Origin of the sequence: Hyunsoonleella ulvae (genome assembly GCF_016827605.1) — a bacterium.
Classification (GTDB): domain Bacteria; phylum Bacteroidota; class Bacteroidia; order Flavobacteriales; family Flavobacteriaceae; genus Jejuia; species Jejuia ulvae.
In genome coordinates this window covers 52,259-70,781 of record NZ_JAEPJQ010000004.1, presented here as the reverse complement: position 1 = coordinate 70,781, position 18,523 = coordinate 52,259, and the positions used below count along the sequence as shown (strand labels likewise).

Annotated in this window: 19 protein-coding genes; 5 read left to right on the top strand and 14 right to left on the bottom strand. The window is 33.1% G+C overall.

Annotated elements, in window-relative coordinates; genetic code table 11:
- Positions 1-141: 141 nt before the first annotated feature.
- The 3 genes from JS605_RS11560 (at position 142) to JS605_RS11550 (ending at position 2,887) form a co-directional block, all read left to right on the top strand.
- The gene (locus JS605_RS11560; protein ID WP_203257887.1) at positions 142-2,076 is read left to right on the top strand and encodes an amino acid ABC transporter substrate-binding protein; all 1,935 of its coding nucleotides are present in this window, start codon (positions 142-144) and stop codon (positions 2,074-2,076) included.
- A 100-nt stretch (positions 2,077-2,176) separates the two neighbouring features.
- Complete coding sequence (locus tag JS605_RS11555; RefSeq protein ID WP_239000335.1) at positions 2,177-2,656, top strand: DUF922 domain-containing protein; 480 nt, start codon at positions 2,177-2,179, stop codon at positions 2,654-2,656.
- A gap of 3 nt (positions 2,657-2,659) precedes the next feature.
- Complete coding sequence (locus tag JS605_RS11550; protein WP_203257885.1) at positions 2,660-2,887, top strand: DUF3820 family protein; 228 nt, start codon at positions 2,660-2,662, stop codon at positions 2,885-2,887.
- Between the two features lie 261 nt (positions 2,888-3,148).
- On the opposite strand, the gene msrA is transcribed toward JS605_RS11550, so the two are convergent.
- The 3 genes from msrA to JS605_RS11535 form a co-directional block, all read right to left on the bottom strand.
- Entirely contained in the window at positions 3,149-3,808 is a 660-nt protein-coding gene (gene msrA, locus JS605_RS11545; protein ID WP_203257884.1) for a peptide-methionine (S)-S-oxide reductase MsrA, read from the bottom strand.
- 219 nt (positions 3,809-4,027) lie between these two features.
- On the bottom strand, positions 4,028-4,807 hold the full coding sequence (locus JS605_RS11540) for a zinc ribbon domain-containing protein (RefSeq protein WP_203257883.1): 780 nt from the start codon (positions 4,805-4,807) through the stop codon (positions 4,028-4,030).
- 3 nt (positions 4,808-4,810) lie between these two features.
- Positions 4,811-5,905, bottom strand: a complete 1,095-nt coding sequence (locus JS605_RS11535; protein WP_203257882.1) for a Nif3-like dinuclear metal center hexameric protein — start codon at positions 5,903-5,905, stop codon at positions 4,811-4,813.
- A gap of 46 nt (positions 5,906-5,951) precedes the next feature.
- Here JS605_RS11535 and lpxK point away from each other — a divergent pair, with 46 nt between their 5' ends.
- The gene (gene lpxK / locus JS605_RS11530; RefSeq protein ID WP_203257881.1) at positions 5,952-6,959 is read left to right on the top strand and encodes a tetraacyldisaccharide 4'-kinase; all 1,008 of its coding nucleotides are present in this window, start codon (positions 5,952-5,954) and stop codon (positions 6,957-6,959) included.
- On the opposite strand, the gene JS605_RS11525 is transcribed toward lpxK, so the two are convergent.
- From JS605_RS11525 to JS605_RS11500, 6 genes are all read right to left on the bottom strand, one after another.
- On the bottom strand, positions 6,956-9,151 hold the full coding sequence (locus JS605_RS11525; protein ID WP_239000334.1) for an ATP-binding response regulator: 2,196 nt from the start codon (positions 9,149-9,151) through the stop codon (positions 6,956-6,958). The genes lpxK and JS605_RS11525 overlap by 4 nt on opposite strands.
- A 113-nt stretch (positions 9,152-9,264) precedes the next feature.
- Positions 9,265-10,143 (bottom strand): lipoyl synthase, encoded by an 879-nt coding sequence (gene lipA, locus JS605_RS11520; protein WP_203257879.1) that lies wholly within the window; start codon positions 10,141-10,143, stop codon positions 9,265-9,267.
- Positions 10,144-10,191: 48 nt separating this feature from the next.
- Positions 10,192-11,436, bottom strand: a complete 1,245-nt coding sequence (locus JS605_RS11515) for an NRAMP family divalent metal transporter (RefSeq protein WP_203257878.1) — start codon at positions 11,434-11,436, stop codon at positions 10,192-10,194.
- The gene (locus JS605_RS11510; protein WP_203257877.1) at positions 11,429-11,980 is read right to left on the bottom strand and encodes an RNA polymerase sigma factor; all 552 of its coding nucleotides are present in this window, start codon (positions 11,978-11,980) and stop codon (positions 11,429-11,431) included. The genes JS605_RS11515 and JS605_RS11510 overlap by 8 nt, the downstream gene beginning before the upstream one ends.
- The gene (locus JS605_RS11505; protein WP_203257876.1) at positions 11,971-13,086 is read right to left on the bottom strand and encodes a glycosyltransferase; all 1,116 of its coding nucleotides are present in this window, start codon (positions 13,084-13,086) and stop codon (positions 11,971-11,973) included. The genes JS605_RS11510 and JS605_RS11505 overlap by 10 nt, the downstream gene beginning before the upstream one ends.
- Positions 13,087-13,092: 6 nt before the next feature.
- A complete protein-coding gene (locus tag JS605_RS11500) occupies positions 13,093-13,296 on the bottom strand; it encodes a membrane or secreted protein (RefSeq protein ID WP_203257875.1) in 204 nt (67 codons plus the stop codon).
- A 150-nt stretch (positions 13,297-13,446) separates the two neighbouring features.
- Here JS605_RS11500 and aqpZ point away from each other — a divergent pair, with 150 nt between their 5' ends.
- Positions 13,447-14,133, top strand: a complete 687-nt coding sequence (gene aqpZ, locus JS605_RS11495) for an aquaporin Z (protein ID WP_203257874.1) — start codon at positions 13,447-13,449, stop codon at positions 14,131-14,133.
- A 96-nt stretch (positions 14,134-14,229) separates the two neighbouring features.
- On the opposite strand, the gene JS605_RS11490 is transcribed toward aqpZ, so the two are convergent.
- From JS605_RS11490 to JS605_RS11470, 5 genes are all read right to left on the bottom strand, one after another.
- Positions 14,230-15,018, bottom strand: coding sequence for an anti-sigma factor (locus JS605_RS11490; protein WP_203257873.1), 789 nt, complete (start codon positions 15,016-15,018; stop codon positions 14,230-14,232).
- A gap of 12 nt (positions 15,019-15,030) precedes the next feature.
- Positions 15,031-15,561: an RNA polymerase sigma factor gene (locus JS605_RS11485; RefSeq protein ID WP_203257872.1), complete on the bottom strand. Its 531-nt coding sequence runs from the start codon at positions 15,559-15,561 to the stop codon at positions 15,031-15,033.
- A gap of 69 nt (positions 15,562-15,630) precedes the next feature.
- Entirely contained in the window at positions 15,631-16,644 is a 1,014-nt protein-coding gene (gene murB / locus JS605_RS11480; RefSeq protein ID WP_203257871.1) for a UDP-N-acetylmuramate dehydrogenase, read from the bottom strand.
- Entirely contained in the window at positions 16,644-17,834 is a 1,191-nt protein-coding gene (locus JS605_RS11475; protein WP_203257870.1) for a pyridoxal phosphate-dependent aminotransferase, read from the bottom strand. The genes murB and JS605_RS11475 overlap by 1 nt, the downstream gene beginning before the upstream one ends.
- 120 nt (positions 17,835-17,954) lie before the next feature.
- Positions 17,955-18,380 carry a DUF1573 domain-containing protein gene (locus JS605_RS11470; protein ID WP_203257869.1) on the bottom strand — a complete coding sequence of 142 codons (426 nt, stop codon included), beginning with the start codon at positions 18,378-18,380 and terminating at the stop codon, positions 17,955-17,957.
- Positions 18,381-18,523 lie beyond the last annotated feature (143 nt).

Below are 18,523 nucleotides of genomic sequence, written 5' to 3'. Positions count from 1 at the left end.
GACCCGACCAAAGGAGGATAACGCCCATATAAGAATTTGGCATGCTATATGTAATAATAAATTAAAAAGGTTAATCTTTTTACACAATAAATAACGTATATAAGCTATTTAATATAGGTTAGCTATTAAATAAACAATACAATGCATAGATTTTTATTAGTCCTGATTATTTCATTATTTTTTGGAATAGCATCTGTTAATGCCCAAAACTATAGTACGCATCAGGTTAAAAAAGGAGAAACTATCGAGGATATTGCTAAGCGGTATTATGTTACACCTTTTGATATTTATGGTTTAAATCCTGATGCCAAAAAGGGATTGAAACCTAATACTATTTTAATAATCCCAATTTCTAAAGCTAAAAAACCAAAGGTTACAGAAACCAAAGAATTACAGGGGTTTAAAAAGCACAAAACTAAACGTAAGGAAACGCTATTTGGAATATCGCAAAAGTATGGCGTAGAGATTGAGGATATAAAAAAATACAATACGTTTCTATATGCCAATAATTTACAAAAAGGGGATAAGCTACAAATACCAATTTTTAAAATAATTAAGGTTGAAGAAGCAGTTGATGCTTATAAAACATATACAGTGCTTCCTAAAGAAGGAAAATGGCGTATAGCCTATAAATTTGGAATTACTGTTGCTGAGTTAGAAACTATTAACCCAGATATGGGGGAGGTATTGCAAGAGGGGCAAGAAATTAAGGTGCCTAATATTGAAAAGACAGAGGAGAAAGCAATTGATGAGCAATACAGTTATTATAAAGTTTTACCTAAAGAAGGATTTTACCGTTTAAAACTTAAGTTAGGTTTAGAGCAACACGAATTGGAAGCATTGAATCCGGGCTTAGCAGAAAGTGGTTTAAAAGCAGGAATGATATTAAAGGTTCCGCTTACGGATGCTGAAGGTGTAATTGATGAAGATGCAAATACAACCAATCTGGTAAATAATATAAAGGATTTTAATACCAAGCGCATTGCTTTGATGTTACCCTTTAGATTGAATCGTGTTGATTTTGACTCTATATCTGGAACAAAAAAAAGTATTGAGAAAGATCCCTATTTGGATGCCTCTCTGGATTTTTATTCTGGTGTTTTGGTTGCGATAGATTCTCTAAAGAAACTTGGGGTTTCTATAACTTTAGACGTATATGATACTAAATATCAAAATACAGCTGTGTCTAGGATATTATTAGAAAACGACTTTGAAAACGTTGATGCTGTAATTGGTCCACTTACTACAAAGAATTTTAATATTGTTTCTAATGCATTAAAACAATACCATGTTCCTGTAGTATCTCCAATAGGTACAAAACTACAGCTTTATGATAATGTATTCCAATCCAGACCTTCTGATGATTTGCTAAAAGTGAAGATTGTCAATTATGTGAAACGTGATAGTTTACCCAAGAATATTATCATAATTGCTGATTCTAAAAACGTGTCCGTAGCAAACGCTTTAAAACGCGAATTTAATGCTAGTACCATTGTGTATTCTAGAAAAAATAAGGAAGGCAAAGATGAATATTTTGTTACTAAAGAAGACATTGAAACGGTATTAAAACCAGGAAAGAATGTAGTATTTTTAGAAACGCAAAATGAAAGTTTTATCTCTGGTGCTACAAGTATTTTAGCCGCCTTGAATTTAAAGGTTGATCCAGAAAAACCAGAAGTGGAAAAATCTGAAATTGTATTAGTTACTACCAGATTTAATGGTGCTTTTGAAGGCGATGAGGTAAATAATACACATCTCTCTAAACTACAATTTACATTTGCAACATCCTCAAAGCCATATAGTGAAGATGGACAGAATACTTTTATTAAGCATTATAAAAATAGTTATAATGTAACTCCTGGTAGACGGGCTGTAAAAGGATTTGATTTAACTATGGATGTCGTACTAAGAATAGTAACATCCGAAGACTTGTTTATGTCTGTTAATGAAGCACCACTAACAGCATATGTTGAAAACAAGTTTGCTTATAAAAAGAAAATGTTTGGTGGTTTTTATAACGACGCAGTTTATCTTGTTAAGTACGATAATCTTAAGGTAGTAGAGTTAAAGCAATAAGGCTACTATATTTACGTTTACTTATAAACTTTCCACAGTGTATAAGGTTGTTTTAATAATATGCGTGTTGCTGTTTGTTCAGAAAAAAGAAGAGCCAGTAATGTCTTGGAAAGATACATATCGTTTAACTTGGAACGATTTTAAAGCAAAACCTAAGTACAATGTAAATGCAGTTGCAACAACAGCTTCTGGTATTACTTTTGGTTTTTCAATCCGAGAGAGTGATACACGTGTTATTAGTTTCTCTACAGAAGTTCATGCTCATTTCTATCCAGACCAATCTTGGTATAAACCTGAAAGTGTAAACGATCATGTATTGGGACATGAACAATTACATTTTGATATCACAGAATTGTTTGCTCGAAAATTTAGAAAGCGTATAAGTTTACTGAAAACTACTAATGATGTTGCTAAGCGTTTAAGGGAGACACATAAAAATATCAATAAAGAACTTGCTGCGTTTCAGGATAAATATGATGCTGAGACTGACTTCTCCAGAAATATGGAAGTGCAGTTACAATGGGAGGTATTTATTAAAAAGGAGTTGAAAATATTAGATTATTTTAAGTCTACAGACTAAATTATGTTACCAGATAAACAATTCTTAATAGACCTCGCTCACACTAAAATGCCTTACGGTAAATATAAAGACCGCTATTTAATTGATTTGCCAGAATATTACGTGGTCTGGTACCATGGTAAAGGGTTTCCTAAAGGAAAACTAGGTAATATGCTTAGGCAGGTATATGAATTAAAAATAAATGGTTTAGAAGGATTGGTGCGAGATATCAAAGAAAAATATCCTAAATGATTTTTTTAGGATTTTATTTCTATTAAAAGCCTAAACCTTGGAATTGCATTGTAGTTTTTTGTTTCCTTAAACATTTTGTGTACTAACAGTCGTTTCGAACGTAGTGAGAAATCTCATTATAGATTCAAAACTATTAGATTCCGCTTCGTACCTCATTCGGAATGATAAGCTACTTTAAAAGAATTTCATTCTTTTATCTAAAACTATGGATTTCAAATTCATAGTGGTTTATTTACTGATATTTATATCGAACTCAGGTAACTAGTGTTTTTCTTTCAGTAATTCTTCTGGGAACTTAGACTGAAATCGTTTTAGTCTTGGTATGGATACGTTACGGATATAACTATTATTAGGATGAAGTCTTTCATAGTTTTGATGGTAGTCTTCAGCAACCCAAAACTTTTGGAAAGGATATATTTCGGCTGCAATTTTAGCATCTAGCTGTTTAGCAAGAGCTTCTTTTTTCTCGAGAATAACTGCCTTTTGTGCATCATTTTGATAAAAGATGATGGAACGGTACTGCGATCCCCTATCTGGTCCTTGTCCGTTTACTTGTGTAGGATTTTGCGATGCGAAATAAGCATCAACTAATGTAGAGAAACTTACTACTTTAGGATCGTATATTACTTCAACGGCTTCAGCATGTCCTGTTCGACCAGTATTACTGGCATTATAGGTTGGATTATCTGTATGGCCACCAGAATATCCATTTATTACTTCATCAACACCTTTTATGCTCTCGTAAACTGCTTCAACACACCAAAAGCAACCACTGGCAAAATAGGCTTTAGCCTTTCCTTTTTCTAAAGGGACTTCGACTGGTGTAGCATTTATAACAGCCTTTTGTTTATCATTGCTTTGTGCTGTGTTTTGGCAACTAAAAGCTAGAGCTATAATTAAGAGGGTAATGTAGTTTTTCATTGTTTTTCTTTTTCTAATAGACGTATAAAAATAAGAAACCTTAAATTTTAAAATGAGAAAGTTGTTTTAAATAATAATCAGAAACAATTATTGTTCAGCATTAAGAGCTTTGCTTTACTATTGTGGAAGTGTAAAACTACTATTAAGATTCTTAAATATTGGACATAAAAAAGCCTTCACGTGTTAATGAAGGCTTTACAATTTATAGTGTTTTACTATTTACAGTTTTGCAAATAGTTTTTCCATTTTAGCTTTTTGCTCTTCTGCTAAAACTGCATCTACCAAAATTCTTCCACTGTGCTCATCAGTAATTACCTTGGTACGTGATGCAATTTCTACTTGTATTTGTGGAGGGATGGTAAAGAAAGAACCACCAGAAGCACCTCTTTCTATAGGCACAACAGCCAAACCATTTTTTACATTTTTACGTATTCTGTCATACGCAGCAACCAAACGATCTTCTATTTGGGTTTTGTATTCTTCTGATTTACCAAGCAGTGCTTGCTCTTCTTTTTCGGTTTCGGCTAATATAGCATCTAGCTCTCCTTTTTTATGCTTTAGATGTGTTTCACGTTCTTTAAGCTGGTCTTTGGTAGTAGCTATTACTTCTTTCTTTTGCTCTATTTGAGCTTTAAATTCTTTGATGTGCTTTTCAGCCAATTGAATTTCTAACTCTTGAAACTCAACTTCTTTAGAAAGAGAGTTAAATTCCCTGTTATTTCTAACATTTTTTTGTTGCTCTCCGTATTTTTTGATGAGCGCTTTAGACTCTTCAATTAAATTTTTTCTTGAAGAAATATCACTATCAATTGTAGCAAGGTCGTTTACTAACTTTTCTAACCTGATGTTTAGTCCAGCTACTTCATCTTCTAAATCTCTTACTTCTAAAGGTAACTCTCCTCTAACATTTCTTATTTCGTCAATACGAGAGTCTATAAGTTGTAAATCGTAAAGTGCTCTTAAACGCTCTTCTACACTAACTTCTTTCTTTTTAGCCATACTTTAAAAATACTTAACAGGATTGGTGTCTGTGTTTGATAAAATGATTGCAAAATTAGTAATTTTTTTTGTAAGATACTCTACTAAAAGTGTTTTTGTGAATTGTTCACTTTCATAATGTCCAATGTCTGCCAGAAGAATGGAGTTTTCAGCAGAGAAAAAGTCGTGATATTTTAAGTCTGCCGTAACAAAAGCATCTGCTCCCATAGCTTTTGCTGCATTTATGGCGAAACTTCCAGAGCCTCCCAACACTGCTACTTTTTTAATGGTTTTATTTAAAAACCTGGAATGGCGGATACAACCTGTGTGCATTTTGGTTTTAAGATGACTCAGGAAATCTGTTTCAGAAAAGGGATGTGCCAACTCTCCAATCATACCCATACCTATATGTTGGTTTTTGTTTTCAATAGTCACAATTTCATAAGCTACTTCTTCGTAGGAATGTGAACTGAAAAGTGTTTTTAACACCTTTCCCTCAAGGTGTTTAGCAAATGTTACAGTAACTTTGGTTTCTGCTTCTGTATGGGTTTCATTTTTATTTCCGATGGTTGGGGATGACGCTTCGTTGCCTTTAAAGGTACCATACCCATCTGTATTAAAACTACAGTTATCGTAATTTCCAATACTACCCGCACCTGCATTAAAAAGAGCAGTTCTCAATGCTTCAGCTTCATTTTTTGGAACATAGGTCGTTAATTTTTTTATGGTACCATTTTGCGGTATCAAAATTTGTTTATTTTCTAATTCAAGCTGATTGCAAATCATATCGTTAACACCTAGATAAGTATTATCCAATGCTGTGTGTATACTGTAAATTGCTATGTCGTGCTTTATAGCTTTCATAACTACACGTTCTACATAAGTATTGCCATTTAGCTTTTTAAGACCTTTAAAAATAATGGGATGGAAGCTTACTATAAGATTGCAATCTTTTGCGATTGCTTCATCAACAACACTTTCTAGAGTATCTAACGTTACCAAAACACCTTTTAAATTTGCCGTTTTGTCTCCCACTAAAAGCCCTACATTATCAAAATCTTCAGCATAAGTTAAAGGCGCAAGTGTCTCTAAATGGTTTATAACATCTTGTATAATCATACGGTTTGTATTTAGTATCAAAGATAAAATAATTACATTCGTTGTTATGAAGCTCCTAAGAAAAATATTAATTCCAGTAGTTCCTATGTACTACCTAATAACTTGGTTACGGAATATATTTTATGATATTGGAATTAAGACATCTACGTCTTTTTCTATCCCAGTAATTTGTGTGGGTAATTTAAGTGTTGGTGGAACGGGTAAAACACCAATGATTGAATATTTAATTCGGCTTTTAAAGGATGACCATAAAACAGCAACGCTTAGTAGGGGGTACAAGCGAAAAACAAAGGGGTTTTTATTAGCTAATGAAAGCACGACTTCTGAAGATATTGGGGATGAACCCTATCAATTCTACAACAAATTTGGAAAGCAAGTTATGGTTGCTGTAGATGGTAATCGCATTAATGGTATTTCACAACTATTACAACATACCAAGCCTCCTGAAGTAGTGCTTCTAGATGATGCATTTCAGCATAGAAAAGTAAAAGCTGGATTTAATATTATGCTAACTACATACCAAAAACCATATTTTAAAGACATTGTATTACCTACGGGAGATTTAAGAGAACCGAGAAGTGGTGCTAAACGTGCAGATATTATCGTCGTAACAAAGTGTCCTTTAGATTTAAGGGAAGAGGACAAATCTTTTTTCTTAAAACAGATTAATGCTAATAAAGAACAGTATGTGTTTTTTAGTTCTATTTCTTATTCAGATGAGATATTTTCAAATAAGGCTAAGATGCATTTAATGGATTTAAGGGATTTTGTGCTGGTAACAGGTATTGCCAATGCTACACCAATGGTAAACTTTTTAAAATCTAAAAACTTAAATTTTGAGCATTTAAACTTTAAAGATCATTATGAATTTTCAAATAAAGATATCTCTAATTTAGAATCTAAAACAACAATACTTACCACAGAGAAAGATTTTATGCGTTTAAAGCATTATAAGTCCTTAGAGGATAAACTATATTATTTACCAATAAGGGTAAAAATAGATAAAAATAAGATGTTTGATAATTTGATAAAGACCTTTATCGATAAATATTAAGCAGTAGCTGATTTTTTGTTTGATAATGCATTGAATAGTTTTTTCTCAAATTCTTCTTGCTTGAAAGGTTTAGGGATAATATCAGTAAATCCTGCTTCTTCAAACTCATGCATTTTATCTTCTATGGTTACAGCTGTAAGCGCAAAAATGGTTAATTCTTTATCAAAAGTCCTAACAATTTTTGTAGCCTCAATACCGCTAATTCCAGGCATATGGATATCCATTAGAATGATGTCGTACTTATTGGTTTTTATCATATCAACCGCAGATTCTCCGTTGTCTACAACATCACAAGCAAGCTCCATTTTGGTTAATATCTTCTTAGTAATCATTTGGTTGATTTTGTTGTCTTCGACTACTAAAATTTTAACTGAACTTAAATCAATATCAGGTTTTTTATCAAGTTTTTTGATATCGTCATCAGCTAATTTTTCTTTTGCCTCGTTATATTCTAGAGGAATTTCGAAGAAGAAGGTAGTGCCTTTCCCTAATTCACTTTGTAAATAAATTTTTCCTTTTAATATTTCTATTAAACCTTTTACAATAGAAAGCCCCAATCCTGTGCCACCGTATTTACGATTAATTTGTATGGAGCCTTGAGAAAAACTTTCAAACATATTGTCTTGCTTCTCTTTGGTAATGCCTATACCGTTGTCTTCAACTTCAAATCGAAGGTTATAAATGTCATTTTCTTGGCCTATTTTATATATTCTAATCCAAATGTCTCCATCTTTTGTAAACTTGATGGAGTTTCCTATGAGGTTTATGAGTATTTGGGAAATCTTTAATTGGTCTGCAACAAAGTTTTCTGGTAAATCTTTATCGTATTCAAAATGAATAGTAATGTTGTTATCTAGTGCTGAATTATTTAACGCTAGTATGATGTTGTTGATTTTCTTTTTTAGATTGAACGGTTCTGGCTCTACTTCAACCTTGTTTGCTTCAATTTTATTTATTTGAAGGATATCATTTATAAAAGTCAACAAATAATCCCCCGAAAACTTCAAGGATTTTAAGTGCTGAATTTGTTCAGGTTTGGGGTTTTCATCAAGCAGCATATTACTTAAGCCAGTTACGGCGTAAAGCGGTGTTCTTAACTCATGGGTTACAGTTGACAGGAAATTGGCTTTTGTTTTAGAGGCCAATTCGGCTTTTTCTTTAGCAACAATAAGCTCATTATTTTTCTTATGTAGCATATTGTTGGTTTTCAACCTTATGTTATTATTCTTATAAAGCGAAAGCGTGAGTAATGATAGAATAGTAATAAGTGCTACACTGAGAATGGAAATTAAGGTACTTAAATCATTTTTATTGTTGGCTTCTTCTAATTCAGCCTGTTGTTTTTTGTTGTTTTCAATTTGATCGTTAATTAAAAACTTAATTCTTTTTTCAGGAGATAGATTCGCTCTTTTTACTGCTCTTAAAGAGTCTGACAGTTTTATATGGGCTTTTAGGTAGGTAGTAGCTAATTCGTAGTTGTTTGTACTTTCATAAATATTGCTTAGTACTAGAAGCCCTTTGTTTTGAATGGATTTTAAACCGTTAGATTTTGCTATTTCTAGACCTTCTTTAGCAAAATTTAAAGCTTTTGGGTGTTCGTTAAGAATATTATGGATTTTTCCATGATTAACCAAAGCATTACTTAGAGTGCTATTAAGTTCCTCTTTTCTTGCCAAAGCTACTGCCTGTTCAGTAAGCTCTCTAGCTTTTCTGTAATTTTTAAGTTCTAAGTAAGCATTACCTTCTGCCAATAGGGTTTCGGCTAGTTCGGTATCCATTTCTTCTTCCTGAAATTTAGATTTTGCCGCACGATAGGAATCTAATGCTTGGTAAACGTTGTTCTTGGCCATATAAACATCTCCAAAAGTTTTATAGGATCTACCAAGATTCTTATTATCATTGATGATACGCTGCATTTCTACAGCAGAAGTAAGTGCTTTTATGGCAACGTCTTCTTCCTCTATAATTAAATGTAACTTACCTTTTATGGATTGAATAAGCCCAATGCTTTTCTTGTTATCTGAATTTTGAGCAAGTTCTAAAGCCTCATCAAGTATTTTTTGAGCTTCAAAGTAATTGAAGCTTTCAATATTCTTTTGAGATTGTTCAATTCGGTAATCTATATTGTTTTGAATAATTTCAGGATCCTTCTCAATGGTATTTTGAGAGAATAAACTGATGGATAATAACATCAGAACAATAAATGTGTATCGTTTTATTTGGGACATTTTAAATACAATAGGTCGTCAAATATAAATAATTATTCGACAAAATACACATTTTTATCGATAAATTACATATTTATTTAGTTTATATGCTTTTGAGCTTTATATGATGAACGCACTAGGGCACTACTTTCAACATGTCTGAAGCCTAAATCCAGACCTATTTCTTTGTATTCATCAAATTCATCTGGATTAACAAAACGTTTTACGGGTAGGTGTTTTTTACTTGGTTGTAAATATTGACCAATAGTAACTACATCAACATCATTATCCTTTAAATCATGAAGTGTCTCAATTACTTCTTCTTTTGTTTCTCCTAAACCTAACATAATTCCAGACTTGGTTCTTCGCTGCCCTTGCTGCTTTAGGTATTTTAAAACCCCCATACTTCTATCATACTTGGCTTGTATGCGTACTTCGCGTGTTAACCTTCTCACGGTTTCTATATTATGGGAAACAACTTCTGGAGCCACATTAATTATACGGTCAATATGTTTCTCTATACCCTGAAAATCTGGAATAAGTGTTTCTAGAGTAGTTTCAGGGTTCATTCTTCTTACTGCATTAACCGTTTCTGCCCACATGATACTTCCCATATCTTTAAGGTCATCTCTATCAACACTAGTTAGTACAGCATGTTTTATGTTCATTATTTTTATAGAACGGGCTACTTTCTCAGGTTCGTCCCAATCTACAGTTTCTGGCCTTCCAGTTTTAACACCACAAAAACCACAAGAACGTGTGCAAATATTACCTAATATCATAAAGGTAGCCGTGCCTTCTCCCCAGCACTCACCCATATTGGGACAGCTTCCAGAAGTACAAATAGTATTTAGTTTGTACTTATCTACTAATCCTCTTAACTCTGTATATTTTTTACCAGTTGGTAGCTTTACACGTAACCATTTTGGTTTTGCTTGGCGCTCTGGTATAATATTAGAAATTGCTTGCTTTTCCATCAAAAAAAATTGAATTGCAAAGATACGAAGTATTCTATTAAATCTTCTTTATAAAGTAGTAAGGTACCATATGCTAAATCCTATTAAAAAAAGAATTCCAAACCAGCTCAAAACGTGTAGTATTATTGAGGGTCTCCATTCTTTAGGTGTGTGTGTTCCTGAAATTAGTATATAATTAATGATGGCATAGAATGGTGCAGTGATAAAGGATAGTATAGTGGCGATTTTAATAAGTAATCCCATTTCGGATGCTAAAAACAAGAATATGTAGATTGTACCTAATGAAAGTAAAATTATCCAAAATAAATAGCCTTTTTTAAAACTCTTATTCAGAAGTAATTCAGAAGTTCTATCCATAGAGCGTGGAGAGGCATCAAGAGTAGTAAGTGTAGTACTAAACATGGTTGTAAATGCTGCTATACCAATAATAATGTATGCCCAATTACCTAAACTTGTTGTATACATATCTATTAGCTGGCCTGCAAAAACGCCTGCAGAACCACTAAATGTTTCTCCACTACTAAACATTACTAATGCACCTAGAAGTACAAAACCAATCCCTAATACTATTGTGCCGATATAACCTACATTAAAATCAAAAAGAGCCCCTTTAGTGGAAAATTCCGTTTGATTTTTTTGTTTTTCTAATGTCCATAATGAATGCCATACAGATATGTCTAAAGGTCCAGGCATCCAGCCCATAAATGCAATTAAAAAAGCGATTTCAGTACTGTTTTCAGGTAAAATTTGTTGTAACGAAAGCGCACTAGTATTATTAAAAAATGCCATTACTACAGCTACAATTGTACTAACGGATAGTGTAATTATTATAATTTTTATAAGATTGTCCAATAATTTGTATTTACCCAGAAGTAACAATACCATACAAATACCTAATATTATAATAGACCAAGCCTGTACACTATTAATGGTAATCGTTACAATTTCAAATGGCTTGAATTCATAAAATAAAGACGATGCTATACCTGCCGTAACTATGGTAACAGCCATTTGTATAACAAACATAGTTCCCAGAGTTATTAAGTAGTAGGCAATTAGAGTGCCTTTTCCTAATTTTTTATAGCCATCCAGAAGGCTTTCGTTGGTTGCAGCTGCATATCTAGGGCCATATTGAAAGAACGGATATTTAAATAGTGTAACTAACATTAATGCCCAGATAAGTCCTAAACCAAAATCGGCCCCAGCTCTGGTGGATTGTACCAAATGTGATACGCCAATAGCTGCCCCTGCAAATAATAGTCCAGGTCCCAGGTTTTTTAGATTTCTAATCATTTTTATTGGTAATAACCTCGGCAAGTAATTTTTTTGCTCTCAACAATTTAACCTTTACGTTATTGATAGGCTCATCTAGTTCCTTGGAAATTTCTTTGTAGCTTAATTCTTGAAAGTATCTTAAGTTAATAACCTTCTGGTAATGTGGTTTTAGTTTTTTAATATCTCTCAATAGTTTGGCTAAATTTTGTTCTGTGATAAGTTTATCTTCAACAGTAGGGGATTCATCTAGAATTTGATATGCTTTACTGTCGTCTTTTGAAATAACACGTTCAATAGAATTTTTTTCTTTTCGGACTAAATCAATATGTATATTCTTGGAAATGGTAATTAACCAAGTTTTAAACTTATACTGCTCGTTAAAAGTATCTATTTTATCAAAAGCACGAGAGAATGTTTGTATCGTAATATCCTCGGCATCATTTTCATTCTTTACACGTTTTAACTGAAAGCCATACACAGCATCCCAATATAAATCCAATAAATAATTAAAGGCTTTTTGGTCATTATTCTTGGCACGGGAAATGGCTTCTTCTATTTCCAATAGTTGGGTTTTGAGATGATATTATTTATAAATATAGCCAATTGCGCAATAATTAAAAAGATTTCTAAAAATGGAAAAAGTAAAACTAAGTCTTTTTCGTTGAGTTTTTTTGCCGAAACCCCATAGATGGATATCATAACGATTATTCTAGCTAAAATTAGAGCACTAACAAAAACAGGTAAGTGCCAAAATGCCAAAAGTAATATTGATAATAACCAAAATAGAAAGCTAGATGTATAAAGTAAGCCTAAGGTAATTTTATGATTTAATTTATAATGTTTTGCGGTTGAAACATGCCTACGTTTTTGTTTAAACCATGTTTTTAAAGAAGTTTTTGGTTTAGATGTAGTAAAACTACTTGCTGTTATACATATGCTGGTATTGTCTGGAGTAGCAGCTTCATTAACAAATAGATCATCATCGCCGGAACGAATACGCATATGTTTCATGAAACCGTTTACTTTAAAAAACTGTGTTTTAGTGTAAGCCAGATTTCTACCCACTCCCATGTATGGCATACCAAGTTTGGCAAAAGACAGGTAGCACATAGCAGCGTGTAACGTTTCAAACCTGATAAGTTTGTTGAGTAAAGAGTTTTTAACTTTTGTGTATGCGCCGTAACCTAAAACAATAGAGGTTTTGGAATTAAAGTTAGAAACCATGTCCCTAACCCAGTATTTTGATACAGGTTTACAATCAGCGTCTGTAAACAATAATACGTTGTGCTTTGCTGCTTTTATACCTAAGGTTAATGGGTATTTTTTGTTTCCCCAAAAGGTTTCGACGGGTTCAACATCAACAATTTTAATGTTTTGATGCACCTCAGAAAAAGTTTTCATAACTTTTAAAGTATTGTCTTTTGAAGCATCGTTAATCAAGACAATCTCAAAATCCACATAGTCTTGTTCAATGATATAGGGTAGAAATGCGCTAAGGTTATCGGCTTCATTTTTAGCACAAATAATTATAGAAACAGGTGTTTTAACATTTTTAGTAGTACGTTTTATGTTGCTAAATGCAAGTTTACCAAAAATGTGCAAGAAGAAAAAAACTTGAATTAAGACAACTACAATAAGCGCATAGAAGGCAATATCAAGTGTGGTCATCAACTATTAGGAATGTTGTGGTTCGTTACATTCGTTAAATTGATCTGGTGTTTTTCCACAAAAACCACAAGCTTCCCCTTCTTGATTCAGCATAGGGTTTTGACTTGCGCAGGTTCCTGCAAATTTCCCATCCTTTTTTGCCCATATTTTAATGGCTATTCCTGCAATACCAAGACCTAACAACACTAAAGTAATTAAAAGAAGTTTCATGAAAATGATTTTCAGCAAAGATACGTGTTTTGGAAAAACCGCGAAGTAATATGGCTTAATAATTATGGTTGTGTGACTTATCTGCTTTTTAGGTGTCTCATTACCAATGAACTACTTTTTTATTACTAATCAATTAAACTATATAACATTATGAAAAAATTATTAGCAGAATTTTTTGGAACCTTCTGGTTGGTTTTTGGTGGTTGTGGTAGTGCCATATATGCAGCTGCCTTTCCAGAAGTTGGTATTGGCCTTCTTGGAGTCTCATTAGCCTTTGGTTTAACTGTTCTAACCATGGCTTATGCAGTGGGTCATGTTTCAGGCGCGCATTTTAATCCTGCTGTTTCTCTAGGTTTATGGGCTGCAGGAAAATTTGAGGGCAAACATTTGGTAGGGTATATTGCAGCTCAACTTATCGGAGCTATTACTGCTGCTGGTGTGTTATACCTTATTGTTTCGGGCAAGTCTGGTTTTACAGGTATAGGTGGCTTTGCTGCAAACGGTTACGGCGAGTTGTCTCCGGGTGGCTATAATATGATTTCTGTACTTGTTACAGAATTTGTACTTACTTTATTTTTCTTGTTAATCATTTTAGGAAGTACATATCCTAAGGCTCCTAAGGGATTTGCAGGGATTGCTATAGGTTTGGCGTTAACCTTAATCCATTTAATAAGTATTCCAATTTCTAATACATCTGTAAACCCTGCACGGTCTACAAGTCAAGCCCTGTTCGCTGGAGGAGATTTTACTGCGCAACTATGGTTATTTTGGCTAGCTCCAATAGCAGGTGCCCTATTAGCAGGATTAATACACAAAGCTTTTTTTGATAAGGCATAAAGAGAATAACTTGAATCTAAGAGTTATTAATAGCAAGTAAAAAGCCTCTTCCTGATTTGGAAAGAGGCTTTTTCATTAATAAAAATTATAATATGGTTACTGTAAGCTTATTTCTGCTACTGTATTTTCTAGAGATGCAACGGCATTCCCGCCTTTTGGTTCAATGGTTATATTTAAACCTCTGGCATTTTCAGTGAAAGGAATCCTTTTAAGTTGTCTATCAGCTTCACTTAAAATACCTAAGCTAACCATTTTACCTTGTAAATCTGCCCAAATTTGATAGCATTGTTCTTCAGGTAATTGTGGCAGGGAAACCACATCTATCATAGATGTTTTTTGCTTAGGATTAATGTATGCCACAGTTTTGAGGTCTCTGGCACGCTCATTACCTTGAATGATGTATTTATAAGTTTCAGGGTCATTTAAACGCCTAAACTGTTCCATAATGGCATCAAGTTTTTTATTGTTTTCTTCGATGTCACTTCTTAAATCAAAAATTTCTTCATCAACAACAAGTGTGTCATTTTGTAACTTCTGATTTTGATTATAAAAATAAAGAGTAGTGGCGGCAAACAACAAAGCGGAAACACTAGCGGCAATACTTAATTTATACCATTTCTTGTATTTACCTTTTGTGTTAAGGGTTACTACTGGAGCATTGTCAAGTTCTTGTAAAATATTATTTAGAACATGCTTAGGAGCTTCAACAGCATTGCTTTTAGCAACAATCTCTAAGTTATACTGTAGGGTATTGTATGCATTTTGTACTTCAGGATATTTAGATATGTAGGTTTCAACCTGTTCCGTCTCGGCAACGGTTGTCGTACCCATTAGATATTTATCTAAAAGGCCTGAATTTAAAAAAGTAGTTATTTTTTCATTCATGACTTGGTTTTATTAAGGATTGTAAATCTTTTTCAATTCTCGCAATCCAATTTTTAATCTCGATTTTATGGTGCCCAACGGGATATCAAGCTCATCACTTGCTTCCTGTTGCGTCATTCCTTCAAAAAATAGTGCATTTATCACTATTTGATACTTCTCATCCAAGGTGCTTAAATGTTTTTTTATGTCTAAAACATCTTGGTTTAAAGCGTTTGTTGTAATCTTATATACGCTGGAACTCTCAATTTGGACTTCTTTCTCGGTTTTATTCTTTAAAGATCTGGTTTTATCAATAGCTGTATTGTATGCAATCCTGTAAAGCCAAGTAAACAGTTTTGCTTTAGATGCATCATATTTTTTTGCATAACGCCAAATTTTCACAAACGTTTCCTGCAATACATCTTGAGCGGTATCTTCATCAGTAATTACCTTTCTTATAACGCCATAAAGCGCATCGGCATAATTTTCATAGAGTAGAGATATAGCTCGTTTGTCACTATTTTTTAATAAGCTAACTATTTCCCTTTCAATATTTGAAATCAATGTAAAGTTGGTTTATAAATAAGTTATTATTGAGTACTGATTAACGCCAAAGTTAGAAATTTATTTAAACTACAGGACATTTACTTCTGCTTCAATGGAAATATCAAACAGTTTTAAAACTGTTTTTTGAATCAGTTTAGAAAGTTTTAAAATATCAGAACCTTTAGCTCCTCCATAGTTTACTAAAACTAAAGCCTGCTTTTTATGAACACCAAAATTACCAAAACGCTTGCCTTTAAAACCTGATGTTTCTATAAGCCATCCAGCCGGTACTTTTACTTCGTTTTCAGAAACAGGATAACTAGGTATATTTTTGAAATTTTGTTGCAATACTTCAAATTCTGTTTTTGAAATCACTGGATTCTTAAAGAAACTACCGCTGTTACCAATCTCTTTAGGATTGGGTAGTTTACTTTCCCTAATAGCTATAACAGCTTTTGAAATATCCTGGATGGTAGGGGTTTTGATACCTTGCGTACTTAGTTCAGACGTTATGGCCCCATAATCTACACGCAGTTTGTGTTGTGCTTTTGTTAACTTAAAAACTACAGCAGTAATAACATATTTGCCTTTAGCTTCATTTTTAAAAATAGAATTCCTATAGCCAAACTTACAGTCTTCTTTGGTAAATGTTATGGTTTCTAAAGTGTCTGTAGAGATAGCGTTGCACGATATAAAAGTGTCTTTTAATTCCACCCCATAGGCACCTATATTTTGTATGGGAGCTGTACCAACATTTCCAGGTATTAGTGATAAATTTTCTAGACCACCAAAATTGTGCTTTAAACACCAAAGCACAAATTCATGCCAGTTCTCGCCCGCATTTGCTTTTACATAAACGTGATTGTCATCTTCTTTTTCAATAGATATACCCTTTAGGTTTATGTGGATAACGAGTTTGTCTTGAGGTTGCGTTAATAACATATTACTCCCACCACCCAAAATTAATTTTTCTGGATAGTCTTTGAGAGACAAAACCGCTTTTAATTCATCTAATTCTGAAACTGATACGAAATGAGATGCAACTTCATCAATACCAAACGTATTGTATGCTTTTAAGGATATGTTATGCTGCAGTTGCATTAATCTTTATAGACTTTTAGAGCTTCTTTTATAATATTAACAGCTTTAATTAAGTGTTGTTTATTAAGTACGTATGCTATCCTAATTTGGTTTACCCCAATACCTTTGGTAGAGTAAAAGCCTTCTGCTGGTGCTACCATGACAGTTTCATTATTAACACTAAAAGATTCTAAAAGCCATTGTGCAAATTTATCAGCATTTTTTACTGGAAGCTCTGCAATACAATAAAACGCCCCTTTGGGAATTGCTACTTTAACTCCCTCAATTTTATTTAATTCAGAAATTAAAGTGTCTCTACGCGTTATGTATTCGTGTTTTATATCTTCAAAATAGCTTTGTGGAGTGCTCAAAGCAGCTTCACTGGCTATTTGTGCATAAGTTGGAGGGCTTAACCGTGCTTGGGCAAATTTTAAGACTGTGTACCTTATCTCTTCATTTCTAGTAACTAAACAACCAATTCTTGCACCACACATGCTGTAACGTTTAGACACACTATCAATCATGATGGTATGGTTGTCTAATCCTTCTAACTCTAAAATGGAGTAGTGGGTATTACCATCATAGGTAAATTCTCTGTAAACCTCATCAGAAATTAAAAACAGGTCGTGCGTTTTAACCAAGGCAGCAAGTTGCTCAATTTCTTCTTTTGAGTAGAGGTAACCTGTTGGATTTCCTGGATTACAAATCATTATTGCTTTTGTGCGGGATGTAATCAGTTTTTCAAATTCTGATATTGGAGGCAGTGCAAAATTGTCTTCCATCTTGGAAACAATGGGTTTTACCTTTACACTCGCTGCAGTTGCAAATGCAATGTAATTGGCGTAAAATGGTTCGCAAATAATAACTTCATCATCAGGATCCATAATACTTCCAAAAATAAAAGCAATGGCCTCGCTTGCACCTGTAGTCACGATTATATCCTTGTGGGAAACTTTTATGTTGTGATAGGCATAATAATCTGCAATTTTTTTTCTATAGGTATCAGAACCTTCAGAACGGGAATACGATAAAATTTGTACATTATTATCCTTAACAGCTTTTAATGCTATTTCTGGAGTTTTTATATCTGGTTGTCCAATATTAAGATAGTAAATAGATTTACCATCAGCTTCAGCTTGTTCAGCAAAAGGAACAAGCTTACGTATTGGTGATTCGGGCATATCTCGCCCTTTTTTAGATATTGAAGGCATCTTATTGCAATTAGTGCGCAAAGTTGCAAAAATTATATTAAAAAACTAAGGTAAATCTATCACATAAAAAAACCCAAGCCAAAGCTCAGGTTTTCCAATATTTCGAGAATGTAGAACTACTTATTGTTCTACCATACTTTTACTTTTCTTTTCTAAAACGTTGTTCTTAGAAGGGTCTACAACCAAACCTTTAATTTTTAGCGCTACAGTTGGAGTATCTGCATTAGACATTACTGTAATGGTTTTTCTAATAGGATTTACTCTATTAGTGTCATATTTTACTTCTATTTGTCCAGTTTTACCCGGCATTATTGGATCTTCTGGCTTTTTAGGGATGGTACATCCACAACTAGAACTTACTTTAGATATGATTAAAGGCGCATTTCCTGTATTAGTAAATTCAAAAATTCTTACACCATCAGCACCCTTTTCTATAGTGCCATAATCTATGGTAGTTTCTTTAAACTCAATTTTAGCAACTTTTTCCTGTGCATTGAGTGAAAAGCTAAGTAACCCTACAAATAAAAGTGTAAATAATTGTTTCATCTTTTTGTATTTAATGGTTATTATTTAATTCAAACATAGGTACTTTTTCTACAACCAGCAAAAATAATAGACGAATTACCGTAATCTTAACATTTGGCATTTTCCTATCAGCTTTCACAGAAAGAGAAATATAAGTACTTTTG